The organism is Micromonospora sp. NPDC049257 (genome assembly GCF_040678915.1).
Classification (GTDB): domain Bacteria; phylum Actinomycetota; class Actinomycetes; order Mycobacteriales; family Micromonosporaceae; genus Micromonospora; species Micromonospora antibiotica.
The window spans coordinates 1-19,839 of sequence record NZ_JBFAQU010000015.1 but is presented as its reverse complement, the minus strand read 5'-3'; the positions used below and the strand labels follow the sequence as shown (position 1 = coordinate 19,839).

Genomic DNA, 19,839 nt, shown 5'->3' with positions numbered 1-19,839 from the left:
TAGTGGTGGCCGGGAGACTCGGGTCGCAGCCATCACACGATGCCGAGAGAGGCGGGCCGGATGACCGGACGGGGCGAGTCGGCACGGTCGCAGGTCGGGAAACCGACCGGGACTCCGGTCGCCGTGGTGGGCATCGGCTGCCGCTTCCCGGGGGCCGACGGACCGGCGCAGCTCTGGCAACTGCTCAGCGGTGGCGGTGACGCGATCACCGAGGTGCCGGCCAGCCGGTACGACATCGACGCCTACCACGACCCGCGACCGGGCACGCCGAACCGGATCATCAGCCGCCGGGGCGGCTTCCTCGACCAGATCGACCAGTTCGACGCCGGCTACTTCGGGGTGGCGCCCCGGGAGGCGGAGCGGATGGACCCCCAGCAGCGCCTGCTGCTGGAGACCGCGGCCGAGGCGCTCGCCGACGCGGGCCTGACCCGCGAGCGGTTGTCCACGACCCGCACCGGTGTCTACATCGGCGGCATGTCCTCCGCCTACGGGCACCTGCTCAGTGACGCGTCGGTGCTGGACCTGCACGCGGCGACTGGCGGTGCCCGCAGCTTCCTGGCCGGACGGGTGTCGTTCGCCTTCGATCTGCGCGGCCCCAGCATGGCGGTGGACTGCGCCTGCTCCTCCAGCCTGGCGGCGCTGCACCTGGCCTACCAGAGCGTCCGCAACGGGGAGACCCAGCTGGCGTTGGCCGGCGGGGTGAACCTGGTCCTCTCTCCCGAGGAGACCATCCCGTTCTCCGCGGCCAGGATGCTCGCGCCCGACGGCCGGTGCAAGTTCGGCAGCGCCCACGGCGACGGCTTCGTCCGCAGCGAGGGGGTCGCCGTGCTGGTGCTCAAGCCGCTGGACCGGGCCGAGGCGGACGGCGACGCGATCCACGCGGTGATCTACGGGTCCGCGGTCGGCAACGACGGCCAGTCCGGCGGGTACCTGCTCACGCCGTCCCAGCCGGGCCAGGAGGAGACGCTGCGCGCGGCGTACGCCGACGCGGGCGTGTCGGCCGGGCTGGTGGACTACGTCGAGGCGCACGGCACCGGGACGGCGGCCGGTGACCCGGTGGAGCTGAGGGCCCTCGGCGTGGTGACCGGCGAGGGTCGGGACGGGCGGTCGCCGTGTCTGGTCGGCTCGGTCAAGACGAACATCGGCCACACCGAGGCGGCCGCCGGGCTGGCCGGGGTGATCAAGGCGGTGCTCGCCCTCCAGCACCGGGAGATCCCGCCGAGCCTGCACGCCGAGGAGCTGACCGGCGCGGTCGACTGGACGGGCCTGCGGCTGCGGCTGGTGCGCGAACGCACCCCGTGGCCGCAGACCGACCGGCCGGGCCTGGTCGGGGTCAGTTCGTTCGGCATCTCCGGCACCAACGCCCACGTGGTGCTCGGCGGGTACCCACCGGCCGCACCCGCACCCGCACCTGCCGACGGGGACGAGGCGCAGCTGCTGGTGCTCTCCGCACCCGACCCGGACGCGCTCGCCGCGCTCGCCACCGGGTACGCACGCTTTCTCGAACCGGGTGGTGCCGGGCGGGAACTGCCGCTGCGCGACGTGTGTTTCAGCGCGGCCACCCGGCGCGACCACCATGAGCACCGGCTGACCGCCGTCGGCACGTCGCCGGACGAGCTGGTCGAGCGGCTGCGGGCGTACGCCGCCGGTGAGTCCCGGCCCCGGCTGGGCGTCACCGCGTCGGCGCCGGTGGAGGGCGACCGGCCGGCGGTCGTCTTCGTCTTCCCCGGCCAGGGCTCGCAGTGGGACGGCATGGGGCGCGAGTTGCTGGCCGGCTCGCCGGTCTTCCGCGACATGCTCACCCGCTGCGACGAGGCGGTCCGGGCCGAGACCGGCTGGTCGCTGCTGGCCCGGCTGACCGGCGAGGCGGACGCCCCGGCGTCGATCGACACGATCCAGCCGACCCTGTGGGCGATGCAGACCGCCCTGTGCGCGCTGCTGCGCGACTGGGGCGTCGAGCCGGACCACGTGGTGGGGCACAGCATGGGCGAGGTGGCCGCGGCATGCGCGTCGGGCGCGCTCAGCCTCGCCGACGCCGCAGCGGTGATCTGCCGGCGTAGTCGGCTGCTGAAGACGGTCGCCGGGCAGGGCGCCATGTACTCGGTGGAGCTGTCCGTCACCGACGCGCAGGCCGCGCTGGCCGGCCACGAGCACCTGGTGGGCGTGGCGGTGAGCAACAGCCCCGGCTCGACGGTCCTCTCCGGCGACCCGCAGGCCCTGACCGCCATCGTCGCGGACCTCGAGGGGCGCGGCGTGTTCTGCCGCCAGGTGAAGGTGGACGTCGCCTCGCACAGCCCGCAGATGGAGCAGCTGCGCGAGGAGCTGCTGGCCTGCCTCGGCGACATCGCGCCCCGCGCGGGGCGTACCCCGTTGCACTCCACCGTGGACGACGCGCCGTGCGACGGCTCCGGGTGGGACGCGGCCTACTGGGTACGCAACCTGCGTGAGCCGGTGCGCTTCGGCGGCGCGGTGGCACACCTGGCCGGGCGGGGCGAGACGGTGTTCGTGGAGATCAGCCCGCACCCCGTCCTGTTGCCGGCCATCCGGGAGGCCCTGGCCCTCGCCGGGTCCGGCGGTGCCGCCGTCGGCTGCCTGCGCCGCGACGAGCCGGAACGGGCCAGCCTGCTCGACACCGTCGGCGCCCTGCACCGGGCCGGGTGCCCGGTCGACTGGCACCGGGTGTCCGGCGGGCCGCCGCCCCGCTACGTGCGACTGCCGTCCTACCCCTGGCAGCGCCAGCGGTACTGGCTCATCCCGCCCGTAGCCGGCCGGCCGGCCCCGCACCGGGTGGAGCGGGTCGTCGACCTCACCCGCGAGCGTTACCTGCTCGACCATCAGGTGCAGGGCACCGTGGTCGTGCCCGGCACGGCGTACGCGGAGATGGTGCACGCCGCCGCCGACGGGATCTGCGGCGGGCAGACGCCCGTCCTGCGCGACATCCGGTACGTCGACGCGCTGTTCCTGCGCCCGGACCAGCCGGCACCCGCCCTGGCCACGACGTTCACCCCGCGCGGGCCGGACACCTGGGACTTCGCGGTGACCGGTGCGGAGGCGACCCACGTCACCGGCACGGTGACCCGGACCCCACCCGCCGGGCGGCGCACGCTGCCGCTGGACACGATCCGGGCGGCCTGCCCCGACCACCTCACCGGCGCGGACTTCTACCGGCGTTTCGCCGAGCGGGGCAACGAGTGGCGGGGCGCGTTCCAGGGCGTCGCGGAGCTCTGGCTGGGCGACGGTCAGGCGCTGGGCCGCATCCAGGTGCCCGCCGGGGTCGACCCGAGCGGGTACACCTGCCACCCGGCGCTGCTGGACGCGTGCGGGCAGGTGCTCGCGTCGCTGATCCCGGCCGGGGACCGGTCGTCGGCGTTCGTCCTGGGCAGCATCGACGAGTTGTCGATCCACCCGGATCCCGGCACACCCGCCTGGGCGCACGCCGTCGCGGTCACCGCCTGGCGCTCCGACTCGGTCTGCGGCGACCTGGTGGTGTCCGACGCGGACGGCCGGGTGATCGTGGAGATCAACGGACTGCGCCTGCAGTACCTGCAACCGCCGGACTCGGTACGTGACCCCGACGGCTGGTTCCACGAGCTGCGGTGGCAGCCGCTGCCGGCGCTGTCCGACGTGCCGCGGCCGGGCGACCGCCGCCTGGTCCTCGCCGACCGGACCGGCGTCGGCGGCGCGCTCGACGCCGAGGTGCGGGTGTTCGCGGGCACCGGCTACCGGCGGCTGGCAGCCGACCACTACGAGATCGACCCGACCGCACCGGCGCAGTACCGCCGGTTGCTCGCCGACGTGCGGGCCGACTTCGACGGCCTGACGCCGACCGAGGTGGTGCACCTCTGGGCGCTGGACGTGGACCAGCCCGACGACTCGGCCCCGGTGCAGCGGCAGGCGCAGGACGCCGAGCGTCTCGGCTGTGCCAGCATCCTGCGCCTGCTGCGGGCCCTCGCCGACGCCGGCCTGGCCGAGCCGCCCCGGCTGACCCTGGTGACCCGGGGCGCGCACCGGGCGGGGGACACGGACCGCAGCGTGTCGATGTGGCAGGGTGCCGTCTGGGGGCTGGGCAGGGTGCTCGCCCACGAGCACCGGGATCTGCGCTGTGCCCTGGTCGACCTGGACCCGGCGGGGTCGCCGGCCGAACTCGCCGCCGCGTTGGGCCGGGAGTTGGCCGGTGCCGGCCCGGAGGACCAGGTGGCGCTGCGGGGCGACCGGCGGTACGCGGCGCGGCTGCGGTCCAGCTCCGTCGGCGTCCGTCGGCCGGACGGCGTCGAGGTCGCCCACCAGGTGCAGGCCACCGTGCCCGGCATGCTGGACGGGATGCGCCTGGTGCCGGTGCCGCGGCGCGCGCCGGGGCCGGGCGAGGTGGAGGTGCGTGCCGACTACCTCGCGTTGAACTACCGCGACGTGCTGGTCGCGATGGACATGTATCCGAGCCTGTCCGACCGACCCGCGACCGTGATCGGTGAGTGCGCCGGCACGGTCACCCGGGTCGGACCGGGCGTGGCCGGGCTGCGGCCCGGTGACGAGGTGGTGGCGGTCGCACTGGAGACGCCCGCCGCCAGCTACCTGTGCGTCAACGCGCACCTGGTACGCCGGCGGCCGGCCCGGCTCACCCCGCAGGAGGCGGCCACCGTGCCGGTCGCCCTGGTCACCGCCTACCAGTCGCTGGTGCACCTGGCCCAGGTGCGGCCGGGCGAGCGGGTGCTGATCCACCACGCGACCGGCGGGGTCGGCCTGGCCGCGGTGCAGGTGGCCCGCTGGCGTGGCGCCGAGGTGTACGCCACCGCGGGCAGCCCGGAGAAGCGGGCGCTGCTGCGGATGATGGGTGTCGCGCACGTGTCCGACTCGCGCAGCACCGGGTTCGCCGACGAGATCCGGGAAGCCACCCGGGGCGAGGGCGTCGACGTGGTGCTCAACACGCTGGCGGGGGAGGGCCTGCTCAAGAGTGTGGAGCTGCTGGCCGACCGGGGGCGCTACGTCGAGCTGAGCCGCCGTGACCTGGTCGAGGGCACCCGGTTGGACCTGCGGCTGCTGGCCCGGGGCGCCTCGTTCTTCGTGGTAGACGTGGTGGATCTCGGGCTCAGTGACCCGCGCCGGCTCGGCGCGATCCTGGAGGAGACCCTGGCCCTGGTGCAGGCCGGTCTGCTCGAACCGCTGCCGCACCGGGTCTTTCCCGCTGCCGAGCTGGTCGGGGCGTTCCGGCACATGGCCCAGGCCCGGCACATCGGCAAGGTGCTGGTGTCCACGGCGGAACTGACCGTGCCCGCAGCGGTCGAGGTCGCCGCCCCGCACCGGCCGGTCCGGCTCGATCCGGCCGCCGGCTACCTGGTCACCGGCGGGCTGGGCGACCTCGGCCGGGTGGTCACGGACTGGCTGGTCCGCGAGGGTGCCCGGCACGTCGTGCTGACCGGGCGGACCCCGCTCGACCGGACCGGCGGCGAAGGCTGGCTGGCTGACCTGCGACGGCACGGGGTGCGGGTGGCGTACGAGGCGGTCGACGTGGCCGACGAGGAGGCGATGCGGGAGGTCCTGCGCCACCACGAGCAGGACGGCCCGGCGATCCGGGGCGTGGTGCACGCGGCCGGAGTCATCGAGTACGGCGCACTGTCCGAGCTGGACGACGGGGTGCTGTCGGCGGTCCTGCGCCCGAAGGTCACCGGTGCGGCCGTGCTGCACCGGCTGTTCGCCGAGCGGCCGCTGGACTTCTTCGTGCTGTTCTCCTCCGGCTCGGCGGTGCTCAGCTCCCCGATGCTCGGCGCGTACGCCGCCGCGAACGCCGCCCTGGACTCACTGGCCGACCAACGCCGCCTCGCCGGGGCGACCGCGCTCAGCGTGAACTGGGGTTTCTGGTCGGTCGGCATGCCGGCGCGGGTCGGGCGTCAGCAGGGTCGGGCGATCAATCCCGCCGGGATGGACACGTTCAGCCCTCGGGAGGGCATCGAGGCCCTGCGCCTGCTGCTGGCCAGGGACGCCACCCATGGCGTGGTGCTGCCTGCGGACTGGCGGCGGTGGGCGACGGCGCATCCGGACGCGGCGGCCTCGCCGCTGCTGCGTGACCTGCTCGCCGAGCCCACCACCGCTGCGACCCCGGCACCCGCAGTGCCGTGGTCGCCGTCGCCCGCGACGCCGCCCACGCACCGACCCACGGACACCGGCACCCCGGTCCCCGACGTCACGGCCCACGTCCCCGCTGCCCCCGTCACCGCCGTCGCCAGCGCCACGGGTTCCGTACCGGTGGGACCGGGCGTCGGTCAGGTGGCGGCTCCCGGGGTGGCGGACACGCTGACCGACCAGGACGCGGTGCAGCGTTACCTGGCAGGGGTCCTCGCGGAGGTGCTGGGCATGCCGTCGGCCCAGGTGCACCCCCGGCGTCCGCTCAAGCGGCAGGGCCTGGACTCGCTGATGGCCGTGGAGGTCCGCACCCGGGTCCAACGTGACCTGGGCATGATGCTGCCGATCGCGAAGATGCTCGGTGGCCACAGCGTCGCCGACCTGGCCGGCGAGGTGTTCAGCCAGCTGGGCGACCCGGGCCGCCACTGACCGGGAGTGGCCCGCCGTACCACCTGCCGCCCGTGCGGCCCGACGCCGTCCGCCCGACGCGGTGGCCCCGGGGCGGACTGGTCCGGTACGGGCGGTGGCGGTGACCGCGAGCGTGCCGGTCACCGCCACCGTGGTCGTGCGGTAGAGCCTGTCGTCGAGCCGGGTGTCGGACCGCCCGTCAGCCGCGCGCCGCGTCGGCCTGCGGGATCAGCTCTGCCCGCTTGGCCACCTCCGCGGCGAACTCGCCCAGCGTCATGATGGCCAGCGTCTCGATGTCGTCGTCGTCGAACGTCACGCCGAACTGGTCCTCGACCCGCAGCGCGAGCTCGGACACGGCGAGCGAGTCGAGGTCGACGCCGGACGGTCCGAGCATCGAGTCGGGGCCGGTGTCGTCGGTGTAGAAGTTCATCTCCCGCAGCGCCTGCATGGTGAACGCGAGGACCTCGTCGGCTGACATGGTTCAGCTACCTTCTCTCGGGTGGCAGGGAGTGGCGGGGCGGCGTCCTCGGTGGACCGGTCGCACATTCTCCGGACGAACTGCCGTCAATCGACGACGTCGTGTGTGGTCACCGACGACCCGCAGCGCCATCACGCCAGCCGACGACAGATCTCCCCGATGCGTGGCCCGAAGTTAGCAACGGCCACTCGCAGCGGTCAATGCGACACCGGTCGCCTCCATGCGTGCTGAAGTCGCAACGGCGGCCGGATTCAAGCAGTTCTCAGTCCGGCGTCAAGGTCACGTGCGCCGTGCCCCCGTGGACGGCCACTACAGTCCTTGAAGAATGGCGGACGTGGTGCCATGGCCGGCCGATCCGGGAGACGCGGTTGAAGATCACCAACGTTCACCTGTCCGGGCTGGGTGTCTTTCAACCGCCCGTGACCGACGCCGGACAGGCCGCCCGGCGCGGGGATTACAGCCCGGCCTCCTACCTGGAGAACCGGCTGACCGGCGTCGGCATCGCCGGGGACGTTTCACCGCCGGAGATGGCCGTGCACGCGGCCCGGCAGGCGCTGACCCGGGCCGCCGTCGACCCGACCGGGATCGGCCTGGTGCTGCACGCCTCCATCCACCACCAGGGTCCGGAGATGTGGCTGCCCGGCCCGTACATCCAGCGGGAGGTCGTCGGCACGTCGACCCCCGCGTTCGAGGTCCGGTTGGGCTGCAACGGCGTGTTCGCGGCGCTGGAGATCGCCGCCGGGCACCTGGCCGTCGCGGCGGCGGGCCGGACGGTGCTGGTGACCACGGCGGAGAACCTCGGCACACCGCTGATCGACCGGTGGAACTCCGCGCCCGGCTTCATCCTGGGCGACGCCGGCAGCGCGCTGCTGCTGGACCGCGACACCGGTTTCGCCCGGCTGCGCGCCGTGGGCAGCGTCGTGGTGCCCGAGGTGGAGCCGCTGTACCGCGGCGGCGAGCCGCTGTATCCGCCGCTGGCGGCGCAGGGCCGCACGATCGACATGCGCGAACGTGCCGAGCACTTCCGCAACAACGTGATGTCGCTGACCGACGCCGCCGAGATCAGGACCCGCGCCCGGCTCGACCTGATCGAACGGACGCTGGACGAGGCCGACCGCAAGCTGACCGACATGACCCGGGTCATCTGCGGAAACTCCGCCGCCTACATGGTGCAGCACGACCTGGTGGAGCCGCTGGGCATCACCATGGAGCGCACCACCTGGCAGTTCGGGCGCGGCGTCGGGCACACCGGCGCGAGCGACCAGCTGCTGTCGCTCAACCACCTGCTGGTCACCGGGCAGCTGGCCGCCGGTGACCACCTGCTGCTCTACGGCGGTGCGCCGGCCACCCTGTCCTGCGCGGTCCTGGAGATCCTCGACGTCCCGGCGTGGGCCGGGGCATGACCCGGCCCGCACGTACCTGGCTCGTCACCGGGAGCTCGGCCGGTCTCGGCCGGGCGCTGGTGACCGAGCTGCTCGCCCGCGGTGAGACGGTGGCGGCCACCGCCCGCGATCCGCGTACCCTGGCGGACCTGCGACCCCCCTCGGCGCAGGCGCTGTGGACGGCCCGACTGGACGTCACCGATCCGGAGCAGATCCGGCAGGTGGTCGACGACGCCGCCCGGGCGCTCGGCCGGATCGACGTGGTGATCAGCAACGCCGGATACGCGCTGGTCGGCGCGGCCGAGGAGGCCAGCGGCGAGCAGGTCGACAGGCAGCTCCGGACCAACCTGACCGGCCCCATCCACCTGGCCCAGGCGGTGCTGCCGCACCTGCGGGCGCAGGGCGGCGGGCGGATCATCCAGATCTCGAGCATGGCCGGGCAACGAGGGTCGCCCGGCACGGCCGTCTACTGCGCCACCAAGTGGGGCGTGGAGGGGTTCTTCGAGTCACTGGCCGCCGAGGTGAAGGGCTTCGGCATCGGCGTGACGATCGTCGAGCCCGGCACCGTGAGCACCGGATTCTTCGGGCGGAGCAAGGAGCTGACCGCCGAGTCGCCCGCCTACGCGGGCACCCCGGCGGCGATCCTGCGTCGCCGGGCGCAGGACGGTCGCCTGCCGTGCCGCGGCGACCTGGCCAGGATGGCCGCCGCCGTGGTCGACGTCGCCACCGGGCCGACCGTCCCGCTGCGGCTCGCGCTCGGCAGCGACGCGTACGCCGCGATCCGGCGCGGACTGACCGCCCGGCTGGCGGACCTGGAGGAGCAGCGGGAGATCGCGTTCTCCACCGACCTGACCGCAGGCGACGGGTCGACGCCGTCGACGCCGCACCGAGGACCGGAGGGGAACGACGATGCGCATCACCGTCCTGGCGCTCGGCAGTCGCGGTGACGTCTATCCGCTGACGGCACTCGCCGCGGAGCTGGCCCGCCACGGCCACGAGGTACTCGTCGGGGCGTCGATGAACCTGGTCGACCTGCCCCGGCAGCTGGGGCTCGACGTGGTGCCGGTCGGGTGGAACCAGCAGTCGATGATGCAGACCGAGCGGGGCCGGGAGTGGGTCACCAAGAGCACCCTCGACTCCTTCCTCCAGATCACGATCGAGGCGTACCGGGACTACGGTCGGCGGTTCGGCGACGAGGCGATTCAGCTCACCGCCGGCTGTGAGGCCATCGTCTGTGCCGTGGTCAGCGAGCAGTGGGCCGCGACGTTGGCCGAGGCGCACGACGTCCCGCTGATCGCGTACGACCTCACGCCGTCGCGGCCGAACGACGTGGTGCCGCATCCGCTGGTGTCCGTCGACCCGCTGCCGACCCCCGAGGCGAACCGGGCGACCTACCTGCACTACACCCGGCGGGCCTGGCGGTACCGGCGGGACCTGATGTTCGATTTCCGTCGCCAGCTCGGGCTGCCTCCGATGCCGCCGCACCCGAAGCAGCTGCGGCGGCCGCTGGAACTGCAGGGCTACAGCCCCACCCTGGTGCCGGGCCTGACCTGGGACGCCTACCGTCCGATCGTCGGTGACCTCCGGCTGACCCCGGACGACCTGCACCGCGCCGGGATGTCCACCCTCGATCCGGAGCTGGCGCGGTGGCTCTCGGCGGGCGAACCACCGGCACTGTTGACGTTCGGCAGCACGCACGTGGCGGATCCGGCCGCGATGATGGCGGGCATCGAGCGGGTCTGCCGGTCGCTGGGGGTGCGTGCCCTGGTGGCCACCGGCTGGGGCCTGGCCGGGGTCGCGCCGTCCACGTCACCGCAGCTGCGGGTGGTGCCCTACGTGGACTACGACCTGGTGCTGCCGCACTGTGCCATGGTGGTGCACCACGGCAGCGCCAGCATCACCGCCGCCGGGGTGCGTGCCGGCATCCCCACCATGGTCTGCTCCTCCTACGCCGACCAGCCGTTCTGGGGCCGCCAGCTGGAACGGCTCGGCGTCGGTGTGCACGTGCGGTTCACCGACCTGTCCGAGGACGTGTTGCGCTCCGGCATGTCCCACCTGACCACCGCTGCGTTGCGGCGGCGCGCGGTACAGCTCGGCGAGCAGATGCGCGCGGAACCCCACGGCACGCTCGTCGCCGCCGACGAGGTCGACAAGTACCTCGCCGGATGAGCGGCGGAGCAGCCGCCCCCGACCGGGCCCGGGCGGTCGTCGAGGAGGTGGTCGGGCTGCTCGACCTGGTGACCGTCGACCCCGCCACGGTCACCACGGACCGGCTGGTGCCCGTCGCGGGGGTGTTCTCCGGTCGCGGCACGACGCGGGGCACCACCCGCCGGTACGGGGGGCTCATCGCCGCGCAGGCGCTGACCGCCGCCGCGCACACCGTGCGGTCCGGTCGACCGGTGCACTCGCTGCACGCCTACTTCACCCGGCCGGGCGACAGCCGCAGGCCCGTCACCTACCTGGTCGAGGCCCTGCGCGACGGCCCGTCCATGTCCGCCCGACGGGTGGTCGCCCTCCAGCGTGGCACCCCGATCTTCTTCCTGACCGCCTCGTTCCACGATCCCGGCACCGGGCCGGCGCACGGGCGGCCGGCGCCCGAGGTCCCGCCACCGGACGAGGTACCGACCCTGGCCCGGCTGCTCGCCGACGCGCCCGGCCGGTTGGCCGCGGTGCAGGACATGCTCTTCGCGTTCGACGTCAGGTACCTCGGCCCGCCGCCCGGCGGGCGGACCGACGGGGAGCGGGCGGGTGAGGCGCACCGCCGGGCCTGGGTGCGGGTGGTCGGGAGGCTGCCCGACGACGGGCCGCTGCACGCCGGCGCGCTGGTGCTCATCTCGGATCTGCCCCTGCTGCTCAGCGCGATGGTGGCCGGGCACGCGACCGAGTGGGGTCCGGGTGACCTCGGCGTCAGCATCGACCACACGGTGTGGTTCCACCGGCCCTGCCGGGCCGACGAGTGGCTGCTGTACGACTGCGACAGCCCGTGGGCGGCCACCGGTCGTGGCCTGGCGACCGGCCGCCTGTACGCCCGCGACGGCGACCTGGTGGCCACGGTGGCCCAGGAGGGCCTGCTGCTGACCCGGCCCGCCCGCTGAGCCGGTGAACGACGGACCCGGGACGGCCCGCCGCCGCCCTCAGACCGGTACCGCCTCGATCGCGCCGTCGGTGACGCCCGTGACGGCGAAGCCGGCGTCGGCGAGGAGCTGGCCGTACTCCGCCGCGGTGCGGTCCCGGCCCTCCATCAGGACCAGCATCAGCAGATCCACGATCCGGTTGCGGGGCGCCCCCCAGGTGCCCGCGCCGGCTCCGGTCTGCTGCGGCTGTGCCGGCAGCAGCTCCTCCAGCACCAGCAGCCGCGCCCCGGTCGGCATCGCCGCGCGCACCCGGGCCAGCACCCGGGCGACGTTGCCGTCGTTCCAGTTGTGCAGGACCCGCCGCAGCACGTACCGGTCGCCGTGGGTGGGCACCCGGTCGAAGAAGCTGCCGACGACGATCTCGACCCGGTCCAGGACCCCGGCGGCGGCGAGCCGGGCACGTCCCCGGGCCGCGGCCTCGGGCAGCTCGACGAGGACTCCGCGCAGCTCGGGGCGGGCCCGCAGGAGGTCGGCGAGCAGGCCGCCGTCGCCGCCGCCGAGGTCCACCACCGTACGGGCGTCGTCGAACAGCCGGGCGGGGGGCGGCGGCGGTTCCGGGGCGGTGGCCATCGCCCCGTTGAACGTCGCGGCCAGCTCCGGATGCCCGCCCAGGTACTGGTAGAAGGGCTCACCGAAGCGGTCGGTGAAGGCCGGCCGGCCGGTGCGGACGGTGTCGAGCAGGCCGCCGAACGAGGCGAAGACCTCCTGGCCGTACAGGACGGCCGTGTCGCGGACCGAACCGGGGACGTCGGTGCGCAGGTATTCCCCCATGCCGGACAGGACGAAGTCGTCGGGACCCGTCTGGCGCAGGACGCCGGCGTCGGCGAGCGCGGCGAGCAACCGGCGCAGCGCGACCGGGTCCAGCCCGGCGGCGGCAGCCAACGCGGCGCCGCCGGTGGTGCCCGTGGCGATCCGGTCGGCCAGGCCGAGCAGGGCGAAGACCGAGCATGCCTGCGCCGTCCAGGTGGCACAGAGGACGTTCAGCAGCCGCTTGCGGAAGTACTCGTCGTCACGCGCCACGGACGGCTCCCCGCGCCACGGCCCGCACCGGGGCCGGGCGACCCGACCGGGCCCACCCCGACGACCGTCCCCACGGCGGTGCGGCCGGCCCCCGTCGCCGGGGGCAATGCCCTTCCGTGCCCTGTCGCTGCCGCGGCATAATCGTTCTCCACCGAACCTCTAGTGAATGTCGAGAGAAGTGCGGTCCGGGCCCGCCCACGCCTCGGTATCGTCAATTCGACCCGGGTCATCCTCGCATTAACCAGGGCGTGCTGACAATTATCGGAAATGCGGGCGGTGGGGGATTGAATGGGTGCCGTCGGAGCCGCCCGGACCGGGCCGCGCCCCGCCCGGGGTCGTCGCGGGCGGCGCAGGGCCCGGCGGGTGCCCGGGGCCGTCCCCGGCCGGCACGGCGTGCCGTGGTGACGCCGGACCTGGTGGTACGGCTGCGCCGCACGGCGGGCGACGGCCGGCCGGCCGCCCGTGCGCTGCTCGTCGAGACGGTCGCGGCGATGGCCGGTGCCCCGCCGGCCGCGATCGCGGTGGAGCGTTCGGCGGCGGGTGCGCCGGTGCTGTGCGGCGTCGCCACGGGCTGGCACGCCAGCCTCAGTCACACCCGTGGCCTGGTCGCGGTGGCGGTGTCCCGGATCGGACCGGTCGGCGTCGACGTCGAGGAGGTGCGTCCGCTGCCCGCGCTCGGTCTGAGTCGACGGTGGTTCGCCCCCGAGGACACCGACTGGCTGCGCGGCCGACCGGCGGACCGCCTCGGCGTCGACTTCCTGGCCCTGTGGACCGGCAAGGAGGCGGTGGCCAAGGTGTACGGCACCGGGTTGCGCGGTGGCCGGCTGCTGCGCCGGCGTACCGCCCCACCGGCACCACCTGCCTGGCGGCCCGCCGTCGACGATCCCGGGGTCCTGGTGACCCACCGGGAGTTGTCCGGCCACGTGTTGGCGCTCGCCAGCGCGCCGGCGTGCCCCGGGCACCCACGGCCGGTCCCCGGCCGCTGATGCGGACCGCTCTCGTCCTCGGTGGCAGCGTCGCCGGCATGATCGCCGCCCGGGTCCTGGCCGACCACGCCGACCAGGTGTGGATCGTGGAACCCGACGTGTTGGTGGACGCGCCGGTGATCCGCCGGGGTGCGCCGCACGGCAGCCAGGCGCACACCCTGCTCGGCCGGGGCCGGACCGTCATCGACCGGCTGCTGCCCGGCTTCGTCCGGCAGCTGGTGCGCGAGGGTGGCCAACTGGTCGGCAGTGGTCCCGGCGGCGCGCAGTGGTTCCTCGACGGCCGGGCGAAGGTCCCGGTGCGCGGCGGCAGCGTGGTCAGCGTGTCCCGTCCGTTCCTGGAGTGGCACATCCGCCGGCGGGTCCTGGCGCTGCCGAACGTGACCCTGGTCGGGGGCACCGCCGTCGGGTTGACCGCGACCGCCGGCCGGGTGGACGGCGCGTTGGTCCGCCCGACCGGCGGCACCGACGCCCAGCGGCACGGCGCGCAGCTGGTGGTGGACGCCACCGGCCGGTCCAGCCGGCTGGCCGACTGGCTGGGTCGGCTCGGTTACCCCGCCCCGGCCAAGCGTCGGATGGCCCTGGACCTCGGCTACGCCACCTGCCTGTTCCACCGGGAGCCGGGCCAACGGCTGGCCGGCCACGTGGCGGTCTACTCGGTCCACACGCCGAGCCGGGCGCGCAACGGTCCCAGCTCGATGACCCCCGTCGAGGGCGATCGCTGGCTGACGCTGGTCAGCGGTTACGGCGACCGGCGACCGGGCCGTGACCTGGGCGAGTTCCTGGCCCGCTGCCGGTCGAACCCGGCCACCCCGCTGCGGCTGCTGCCGGACGTGTGCGAGCCGGCCAGCGAGGTGTACGTGCACCGCTTCCCGGACAGCGTCCGCCGTGAGTTCGACCGGCTGGACCGGTTCCCGGCGGGCCTGGTGGCGATCGGCGACGCGGTCGCCTCGTTCAACCCGACCTACGGTCAGGGCATCTCGGTGGCGGCCATCCAGGCGGTCGCGCTGGACGAGTGGCTGGCCGAGCCCGGCGCGGTGGACGGGCCGGCGTACGCGTACTTCCGGCGGGTGCGGGCGGTGGTGGACGACGCCTGGGACTTCTCCGCCGCGCAGGACCGTTACCTGCCGCACGTGACCGCCGCCCGGCCGTTCGGGTGGCGGCTGCGCCGGGGCCTGGCCGAGGCGGTCCAGCACGCGACCGTGACCGACGAGGTGGTGCACCGGGCCTTCCTGGAGGTCGTCAACCTGACGACCGGGCCCGCGCGGCTGCGTCGTCCGGACATCCTCTGGCGGGTCGGTGCCGCCGTGTTGCGCCGGCACCGGGCCTGACCCCCGCCGCAGGCGCGGCAGTCGGACCTTCCGCACGACCAACCCCTTATGAGTGAAGACTGTCAATGGTGTTGATGTGTGGACAAAAGGGCTTTCTGCTGCTCGGTGTGGTGTTGTCGGGCGGCGGTGCGGGGTGCCGCCGAACCGATGTGCCGTCGCGGGCCAAAGCCCGGGTGACGACCCGCCCGGGGCCTGGCCGGTGGGCCCGCCGGGCCGGCCTTCTCGGCCCCTCCTGGCGGTCTGACCTCGGGCTTTCCATCGCTCCTCGAAGATGGCTTGAGCAATCTGCGACGGTCGCCCCAAAACCGGCTAGCCTCTCAGTCGAACCGCGCACGATCACGGAACGAAAAGACGTGAATTCTGCTTGGAACTGACGCTTATCTATGGTGATGGGTAAGGCTGTCGCTTTCATGCGGATCCCCGCAACGGCACGTCGAGAAGAGGGCGGACCGCTCTCGGGGGAGGGGCCATGGAAATCCAGATCCTGGGACCGCTCGTGCTCGCCCACGCCGGGGCGGTCACCACACCGACCGCCCCGAAGCCCCGCAGCGTGCTGGGCCTGTTGCTCCTCAACGCCGACCAGACCGTGCAGGTCTCCGCGTTGATCCAGGAGCTGTGGGGCGGGTCCCCGCCGGTGAGCGCGCTGACGACGCTCCAGACGTACGTCCTGCAGATCCGCAAGTGCTTCGCCGGCCTGCTCGGCGTGCCGGTCTCCGAGGTGGCCAAGCGGGTGCTGGTCACCGTGCCCGGCGGCTACGTCCTGCGGGTCGGTGCCGACGAGTTCGACCTGCGCCTGTTCGAACAGCTCGCCTCGGCCGGCCGGCGGGCCCTGGCAGCCGGCGAGAACGTCGACGCGGCGGCGCTGCTGGTGCGCGCCTGTGCGCTCTGGCGTGGTCCGGCCCTGGCCGACGTGCGGGCCGGCACCGTGGCCGAGCCCCGGCTCAAGGCGCTGGAACAGGTCCGGCTCAACACCCTCGAGCAGTGCATCGAGGCGCGGATGCGGCTCGGCCACCACCAGGACGTGCTGGCTGAGCTCACCCTGCTGATCGCCGAACACGGGCTGAACGAGAACCTGTGCGCGCAGCTGATGGTCGCGCTGCACCGCAGCGGCCAGCGGCGGGAGGCCCTGGCGGTCTTCCACCGGCTGCGTACGGCGATGGTGGAGGAGTTGGGGCTGGAGCCGTCCAAGCGGCTGCACCTGCTCCAGCAGGCGGTCCTCGCGGACGATCCGGCGCTGGAGGTGGCACCCCGCGACGACGGGCTGACCCAGCTGCTCGACCACCTCGTCCTGCAGCGTCCCCGCGTGCGGTAGCCGTCGCGCAGGCACCGCCCTCGTGCGACGCGGGGAGCCAACGGCCGGTCGAGGAGGAGCGGGCCTGGTGGACCGTTCAGGCCGGCACCGGCACGTACGCCGACTCGTCGCACCACGGCACCGCGCCGACGGCCCGGGCCAGGTCGAGCCCGGCGGCCCGGTGCGCGGCGGCGGCCGGGTCACCGAGCACGGCGGCCAGTTCGGCGAGGGTCTGGTCCACCGGTCCGAGTGAGATCGAGCCGCACTCCAGCCCGGCGAAGCGCCCCGCCCACGGCGTCAACTCCCGGTAGCAGCGCCGGGCGGCGGGCGCGTCGCCGAGGCGGGCCGCGACCTGGCCACGCACCGTCATCCAGTACAGCCACAGGTAGTCCGGGCGGATCGGCGCGTCCGGCCGCCACACCGCCCGGGCCGCGTCGTGGTCACCGGCCGACAGCAGGGCGTGGGCCAGCACGTCGTGGGCGTCGTCCGGCACCCGCGCGTGCACCTGCCGGAGCTCCTCGATCACCTCGTGCCCACGCCCGACGGCGGTCAGCACGGTGAACCGGCCCATCAGTCCCATCGCCGCCGCGTTCGGGCCACCGACGCGGCCCATCCGGTCACTGATCTCCGCGTACCGGCGTGTCGCCTCGTCGAGGTCGCCCCGGAACAGGGCGCGCAGGCCGGTGAACCAGCCCATGACGGCGAGGATCAGGCCGAGCTGCCCGGTGGTGGCCTCCTCGACCGCCCGGTCGACGTGGTGGTGGGCCCGGTCGAAGTCGGTGTCGGCGAGCGCCGCCTGGTAGAGGATGTGGTGGGCCTGGCAGCGGTACGCGGTCAGCCCTGCCGCTTCGGCCGTCGCCAGCAGTTCCCGGCCGACCCCGGGCAGTTCGGCGCGGTACGCGGGGGCGACGGTGACGAAGTAGCGCGCATTGAGCGCGCGGCAGAGCACCGCCGGGTCGTCCTGCCGGCGGGCCAACGCGAGGGACTCCCGGGTGACCTCGTCGGCACGGCCCAGGTCGGCGCCCTCGATCTCGAACGCGAGGGTGCTCAACAGGCGCGAGCGCAGCACCGGACGGTCCCGACCGACCCGGGTCAACTCCTGCTCCAGCAGGCCGACCAGCGGCGCGTCGACCAGGCGGTCGGGCCGGATGGTCCAGGTGACCGGGGCGTCGATGCAGGTCAGCGCGGCATGGACGGCTGCCGGGTCGCCGACGCCGGTGGCCAGTCGTACCGCCTCGGCGCGGGCGGCGCGGGCGCCGACCACGTCCCCGGCGAGCGCGCTGGCAGCGGCCAGCTCGCGGTGCAGGTCGAGCCGGGTCCGGGCGTCGGTGGCCGGGGCCAGGCCGACGGCGCGCAGCGCACCGGCCCAGAGCGCGGCGGCCTCCCTCGGTGCGCCGAGGTCGCCGGCGCGACGGGCGGCGGTGGCGAGATGACCGATGGCGTCGACGGCGGTGGACCGGGTGAGGGCCGCGAGCGCATGCCGCCCCAGCGCCGCCGCGTCGTCGCTGCCCTGTTCCCGCAGCACGGTGAGGATGCGGGCGTGGATCCGGGTGCGGCGCAGCAGCGGCACGCTGTGGTAGAGCGCGTCGCGCATCAGGGCGTGGGCGAACCGCACCCGACCCGGCGCGGGTTCGACGAGCAGCCCCGCGGTCACTCCGGCCTCCAGGCCGTCGAGGACCGGCTCCTCCGGGCCGCCGTCGAGTGCGAGCAGGGTGTCGACGTCGGCTTCGGCACCGAACACCGCAGCGTGTCGCAGCACCGTCCGCGCGTCGGCAGGCAGTCGCGCCAGTCGGCGGGCCAGCACGTGGCCGAGGCCGGCGGGCACGCCGTCGAGCGCCGCTGCCGGTCCTTCGGCCGCGACCAGTTTGGCCAGCTCGATGGTGAACAGGGGATTGCCCGCCGACCGTTGTCCGACCGTGTGCGTAAGCTCGGGATCGGTGCTGTCCACCCCGTGCCGGCGCAGCAGCTCGGCGACGGCTTCCCCGTCCAGGCCGTGCAGCGCGAGATCGACCGCCGGCACCGCGGCCAGCGCCGCCCGTGCCCCCACCAGGTCGTCGGTGACCTCGTCCGGCCGGTACGTCGCCACGATGAGCATTGGCGCGGCGGTGAGGGCGGCGACGAGGTGCCGAAGGATGCGCAGGGTCTCCCCGTCGGCGCGGTGCACATCCTCGACCGTGAGGAGCACGGGGGCCTGCGCGGTCAGTCGGGCCAGGTAGGCGGCCAGCGCCCCGCGCAGGTGGAACTCGTCGTACTCGCCACGGGCCCGGCCGGTGGGTTCGGGGTCGAGCAGCAGGCGCAGGCCCGATGCCTCCGCCTCGTCGAGGGGGAGGAGCCGTCCGGCGGCGGTGACCACGTCGCGCCAGGCCCACGCCGGCGGTGCGCCCTCCACCTGCGGGCAGTGCCCGACGACCGGCTGCCAGCCGTCAGCGGTGAGGATGTCGGCGAGTTGTCGTGCCAACGTCGACTTCCCCGCCCCCGCCTCGGCGCCGATCCAGCAGATGCCCAGGCCGGTCACGGCGGCCCGGGCGGCGGCGGCCCGGAGCCGGGCCAGTTCCGCCGCCCGGCCCACCGGGCGCGTCTCGGGTGCCCCGACGATGGGGGCGGGCAGGAGCCTGACGGTCGCCCCGGGCGGCGCGGGAGCGGCGCTGTCCAGGCGTGGGCTCTGGCGCAGCAGGTCCGTCTCCAGGCTCCGCAACTCACGGCCGGGGTCGATGCCCAACTGCGTGGCCAGCGTGGCCCGCACGGTACGGAGCACGTCGAGCGCGTCGGCCTGCCGGCCGAGGCGGTACAGCGCGACCGCGAGCAGCACGGCGGCCCGCTCCCGCAGGGGGTGGTCGCGCACGTGCGGGTCGAGGTCACGGACGACCTCGCCCGGCCGGTGCAGGACGAGCAGGAGTTCCGCCCGCTGCTCGACGGCGGACAGCCTCAGCTGGGTCAGCCGGTCGTGCTCCCGGTCCGCCCACGGCTCCCCGACGAACTCGGCGTACGGGCTGCCGCCGTGCCAGCAGGCCAGGGCCTCGTCCAGCCCGGCGATCGCCACCGCGGGTCGCTGCCCCGGCTCGGGCGTGGTGGCCCGCAGTGCCGCCTCGAACCGCCAGGCGTCCACGTCCGGGGTCGGCAGTCGCAGGGCGTACCCCGGGGCGGCGGTGAGCAGGGTCCGGGCGGGGGTGCGCGACGGACGGTCCGGCTCCAGCGCCCGGCGCAGGTTCGACACGTACACCTGGAGGGCGGCCTGGGCGCGTGGGGGCGGGTCCCCCGACCAGAGATCCTCGATCAGCCGGTCGACCGAGACCGGGTGGCCGCCACCGGCGGTCAGTCGGGCCAGCACCGCGCGTTGCCGGGGAGCGCCGAGGTTGATCGTGACGCCGCCACGGCTGGCCCGCACCGGGCCGAACACGCCGATCGTCGTCACCCGGTGACCCTAGCCGGGCACGCGGGGCCGGGGGATCCCGCGTCCGACGCCCGTGGCCGCTCCGGTCGGGCTCCGGTCCGTGGCCGGGCGTCCCGCTGGTCCGTGACCGGGTGTCCCGTAGGTCCGTGACCGGGTGTCCCGCTGGTCCGTGGCCGGGCGTCCCGTCGGTCCGGTGTCCGAACGGGACGTCGGCCAGCCGGCATCGACGGCGAGCCCGTGGGTGCTGATCCGGGCCCGCCGGGCCGCCAACGCGGCGAGCGCGTTCGGGTAGGTGGGCGATTCGACC

The 19,839-nt window shown here is 74.7% G+C and carries 11 protein-coding genes; 8 read left to right on the top strand and 3 right to left on the bottom strand.

All coding sequences use genetic code 11. From position 1 onward, the window contains the following. Positions 1-60: 60 nt before the first annotated feature. The gene (locus tag AB0K25_RS21120) at positions 61-6,543 is read left to right on the top strand and encodes a type I polyketide synthase (protein ID WP_363822136.1); all 6,483 of its coding nucleotides are present in this window, start codon (positions 61-63) and stop codon (positions 6,541-6,543) included. A 178-nt stretch (positions 6,544-6,721) separates the two neighbouring features. Here AB0K25_RS21120 and AB0K25_RS21115 read toward each other — a convergent pair whose 3' ends face one another. Further along, positions 6,722-7,000, bottom strand: a complete 279-nt coding sequence (locus AB0K25_RS21115) for an acyl carrier protein (RefSeq protein WP_219460528.1) — start codon at positions 6,998-7,000, stop codon at positions 6,722-6,724. A gap of 368 nt (positions 7,001-7,368) precedes the next feature. Here AB0K25_RS21115 and AB0K25_RS21110 point away from each other — a divergent pair, with 368 nt between their 5' ends. The 4 genes from AB0K25_RS21110 to AB0K25_RS21095 are packed head-to-tail and all read left to right on the top strand — an operon-like array spanning position 7,369 to position 11,477. Then, positions 7,369-8,403, top strand: a complete 1,035-nt coding sequence (locus AB0K25_RS21110; RefSeq protein ID WP_357537223.1) for a ketoacyl-ACP synthase III family protein — start codon at positions 7,369-7,371, stop codon at positions 8,401-8,403. Next, positions 8,400-9,329, top strand: a complete 930-nt coding sequence (locus AB0K25_RS21105) for an SDR family oxidoreductase (RefSeq protein ID WP_363822133.1) — start codon at positions 8,400-8,402, stop codon at positions 9,327-9,329. Before AB0K25_RS21110 ends, AB0K25_RS21105 begins: the two co-directional genes overlap by 4 nt. Next, a complete protein-coding gene (locus tag AB0K25_RS21100) occupies positions 9,292-10,551 on the top strand; it encodes a glycosyltransferase (protein ID WP_357537219.1) in 1,260 nt (419 codons plus the stop codon). The genes AB0K25_RS21105 and AB0K25_RS21100 overlap by 38 nt, the downstream gene beginning before the upstream one ends. Next, entirely contained in the window at positions 10,548-11,477 is a 930-nt protein-coding gene (locus AB0K25_RS21095; protein WP_363822130.1) for an acyl-CoA thioesterase domain-containing protein, read from the top strand. Before AB0K25_RS21100 ends, AB0K25_RS21095 begins: the two co-directional genes overlap by 4 nt. Positions 11,478-11,516: 39 nt before the next feature. On the opposite strand, the gene AB0K25_RS21090 is transcribed toward AB0K25_RS21095, so the two are convergent. Continuing rightward, positions 11,517-12,536: a methyltransferase gene (locus tag AB0K25_RS21090; RefSeq protein ID WP_219460539.1), complete on the bottom strand. Its 1,020-nt coding sequence runs from the start codon at positions 12,534-12,536 to the stop codon at positions 11,517-11,519. A 401-nt stretch (positions 12,537-12,937) separates the two neighbouring features. Between AB0K25_RS21090 and AB0K25_RS21085 the strand changes: the two genes are divergently transcribed. From AB0K25_RS21085 to AB0K25_RS21075, 3 genes are all read left to right on the top strand, one after another. Then, a complete protein-coding gene (locus AB0K25_RS21085; RefSeq protein WP_219460542.1) occupies positions 12,938-13,522 on the top strand; it encodes a 4'-phosphopantetheinyl transferase superfamily protein in 585 nt (194 codons plus the stop codon). Beyond that, complete coding sequence (locus AB0K25_RS21080; RefSeq protein ID WP_357537213.1) at positions 13,522-14,850, top strand: FAD-dependent oxidoreductase; 1,329 nt, start codon at positions 13,522-13,524, stop codon at positions 14,848-14,850. The genes AB0K25_RS21085 and AB0K25_RS21080 overlap by 1 nt, the downstream gene beginning before the upstream one ends. 469 nt (positions 14,851-15,319) lie before the next feature. Next, on the top strand, positions 15,320-16,162 hold the full coding sequence (locus AB0K25_RS21075; RefSeq protein WP_208570499.1) for an AfsR/SARP family transcriptional regulator: 843 nt from the start codon (positions 15,320-15,322) through the stop codon (positions 16,160-16,162). 76 nt (positions 16,163-16,238) lie between these two features. Here the strand turns inward: AB0K25_RS21075 and AB0K25_RS21070 are convergent, their stop codons facing one another. Further along, a complete protein-coding gene (locus AB0K25_RS21070) occupies positions 16,239-19,553 on the bottom strand; it encodes a BTAD domain-containing putative transcriptional regulator (RefSeq protein ID WP_219460549.1) in 3,315 nt (1,104 codons plus the stop codon). Between the last annotated feature and the right edge of the window lie 286 nt (positions 19,554-19,839).

Bases quoted from the DNA above. Each gene is read 5' to 3' on its own strand.
- AB0K25_RS21120 (WP_363822136.1), top strand. From the start codon at position 61: ATGACCGGACGGGGCGAGTCGGCACGGTCGCAGGTCGGGAAACCGACC.
- AB0K25_RS21115 (WP_219460528.1), bottom strand. From the start codon at position 7,000: ATGTCAGCCGACGAGGTCCTCGCGTTCACCATGCAGGCGCTGCGGGAG.
- AB0K25_RS21105 (WP_363822133.1), top strand. From the start codon at position 8,400: ATGACCCGGCCCGCACGTACCTGGCTCGTCACCGGGAGCTCGGCCGGT.
- AB0K25_RS21100 (WP_357537219.1), top strand. From the start codon at position 9,292: ATGCGCATCACCGTCCTGGCGCTCGGCAGTCGCGGTGACGTCTATCCG.
- AB0K25_RS21095 (WP_363822130.1), top strand. From the start codon at position 10,548: ATGAGCGGCGGAGCAGCCGCCCCCGACCGGGCCCGGGCGGTCGTCGAG.
- AB0K25_RS21080 (WP_357537213.1), top strand. From the start codon at position 13,522: ATGCGGACCGCTCTCGTCCTCGGTGGCAGCGTCGCCGGCATGATCGCC.
- AB0K25_RS21075 (WP_208570499.1), top strand. From the start codon at position 15,320: ATGGAAATCCAGATCCTGGGACCGCTCGTGCTCGCCCACGCCGGGGCG.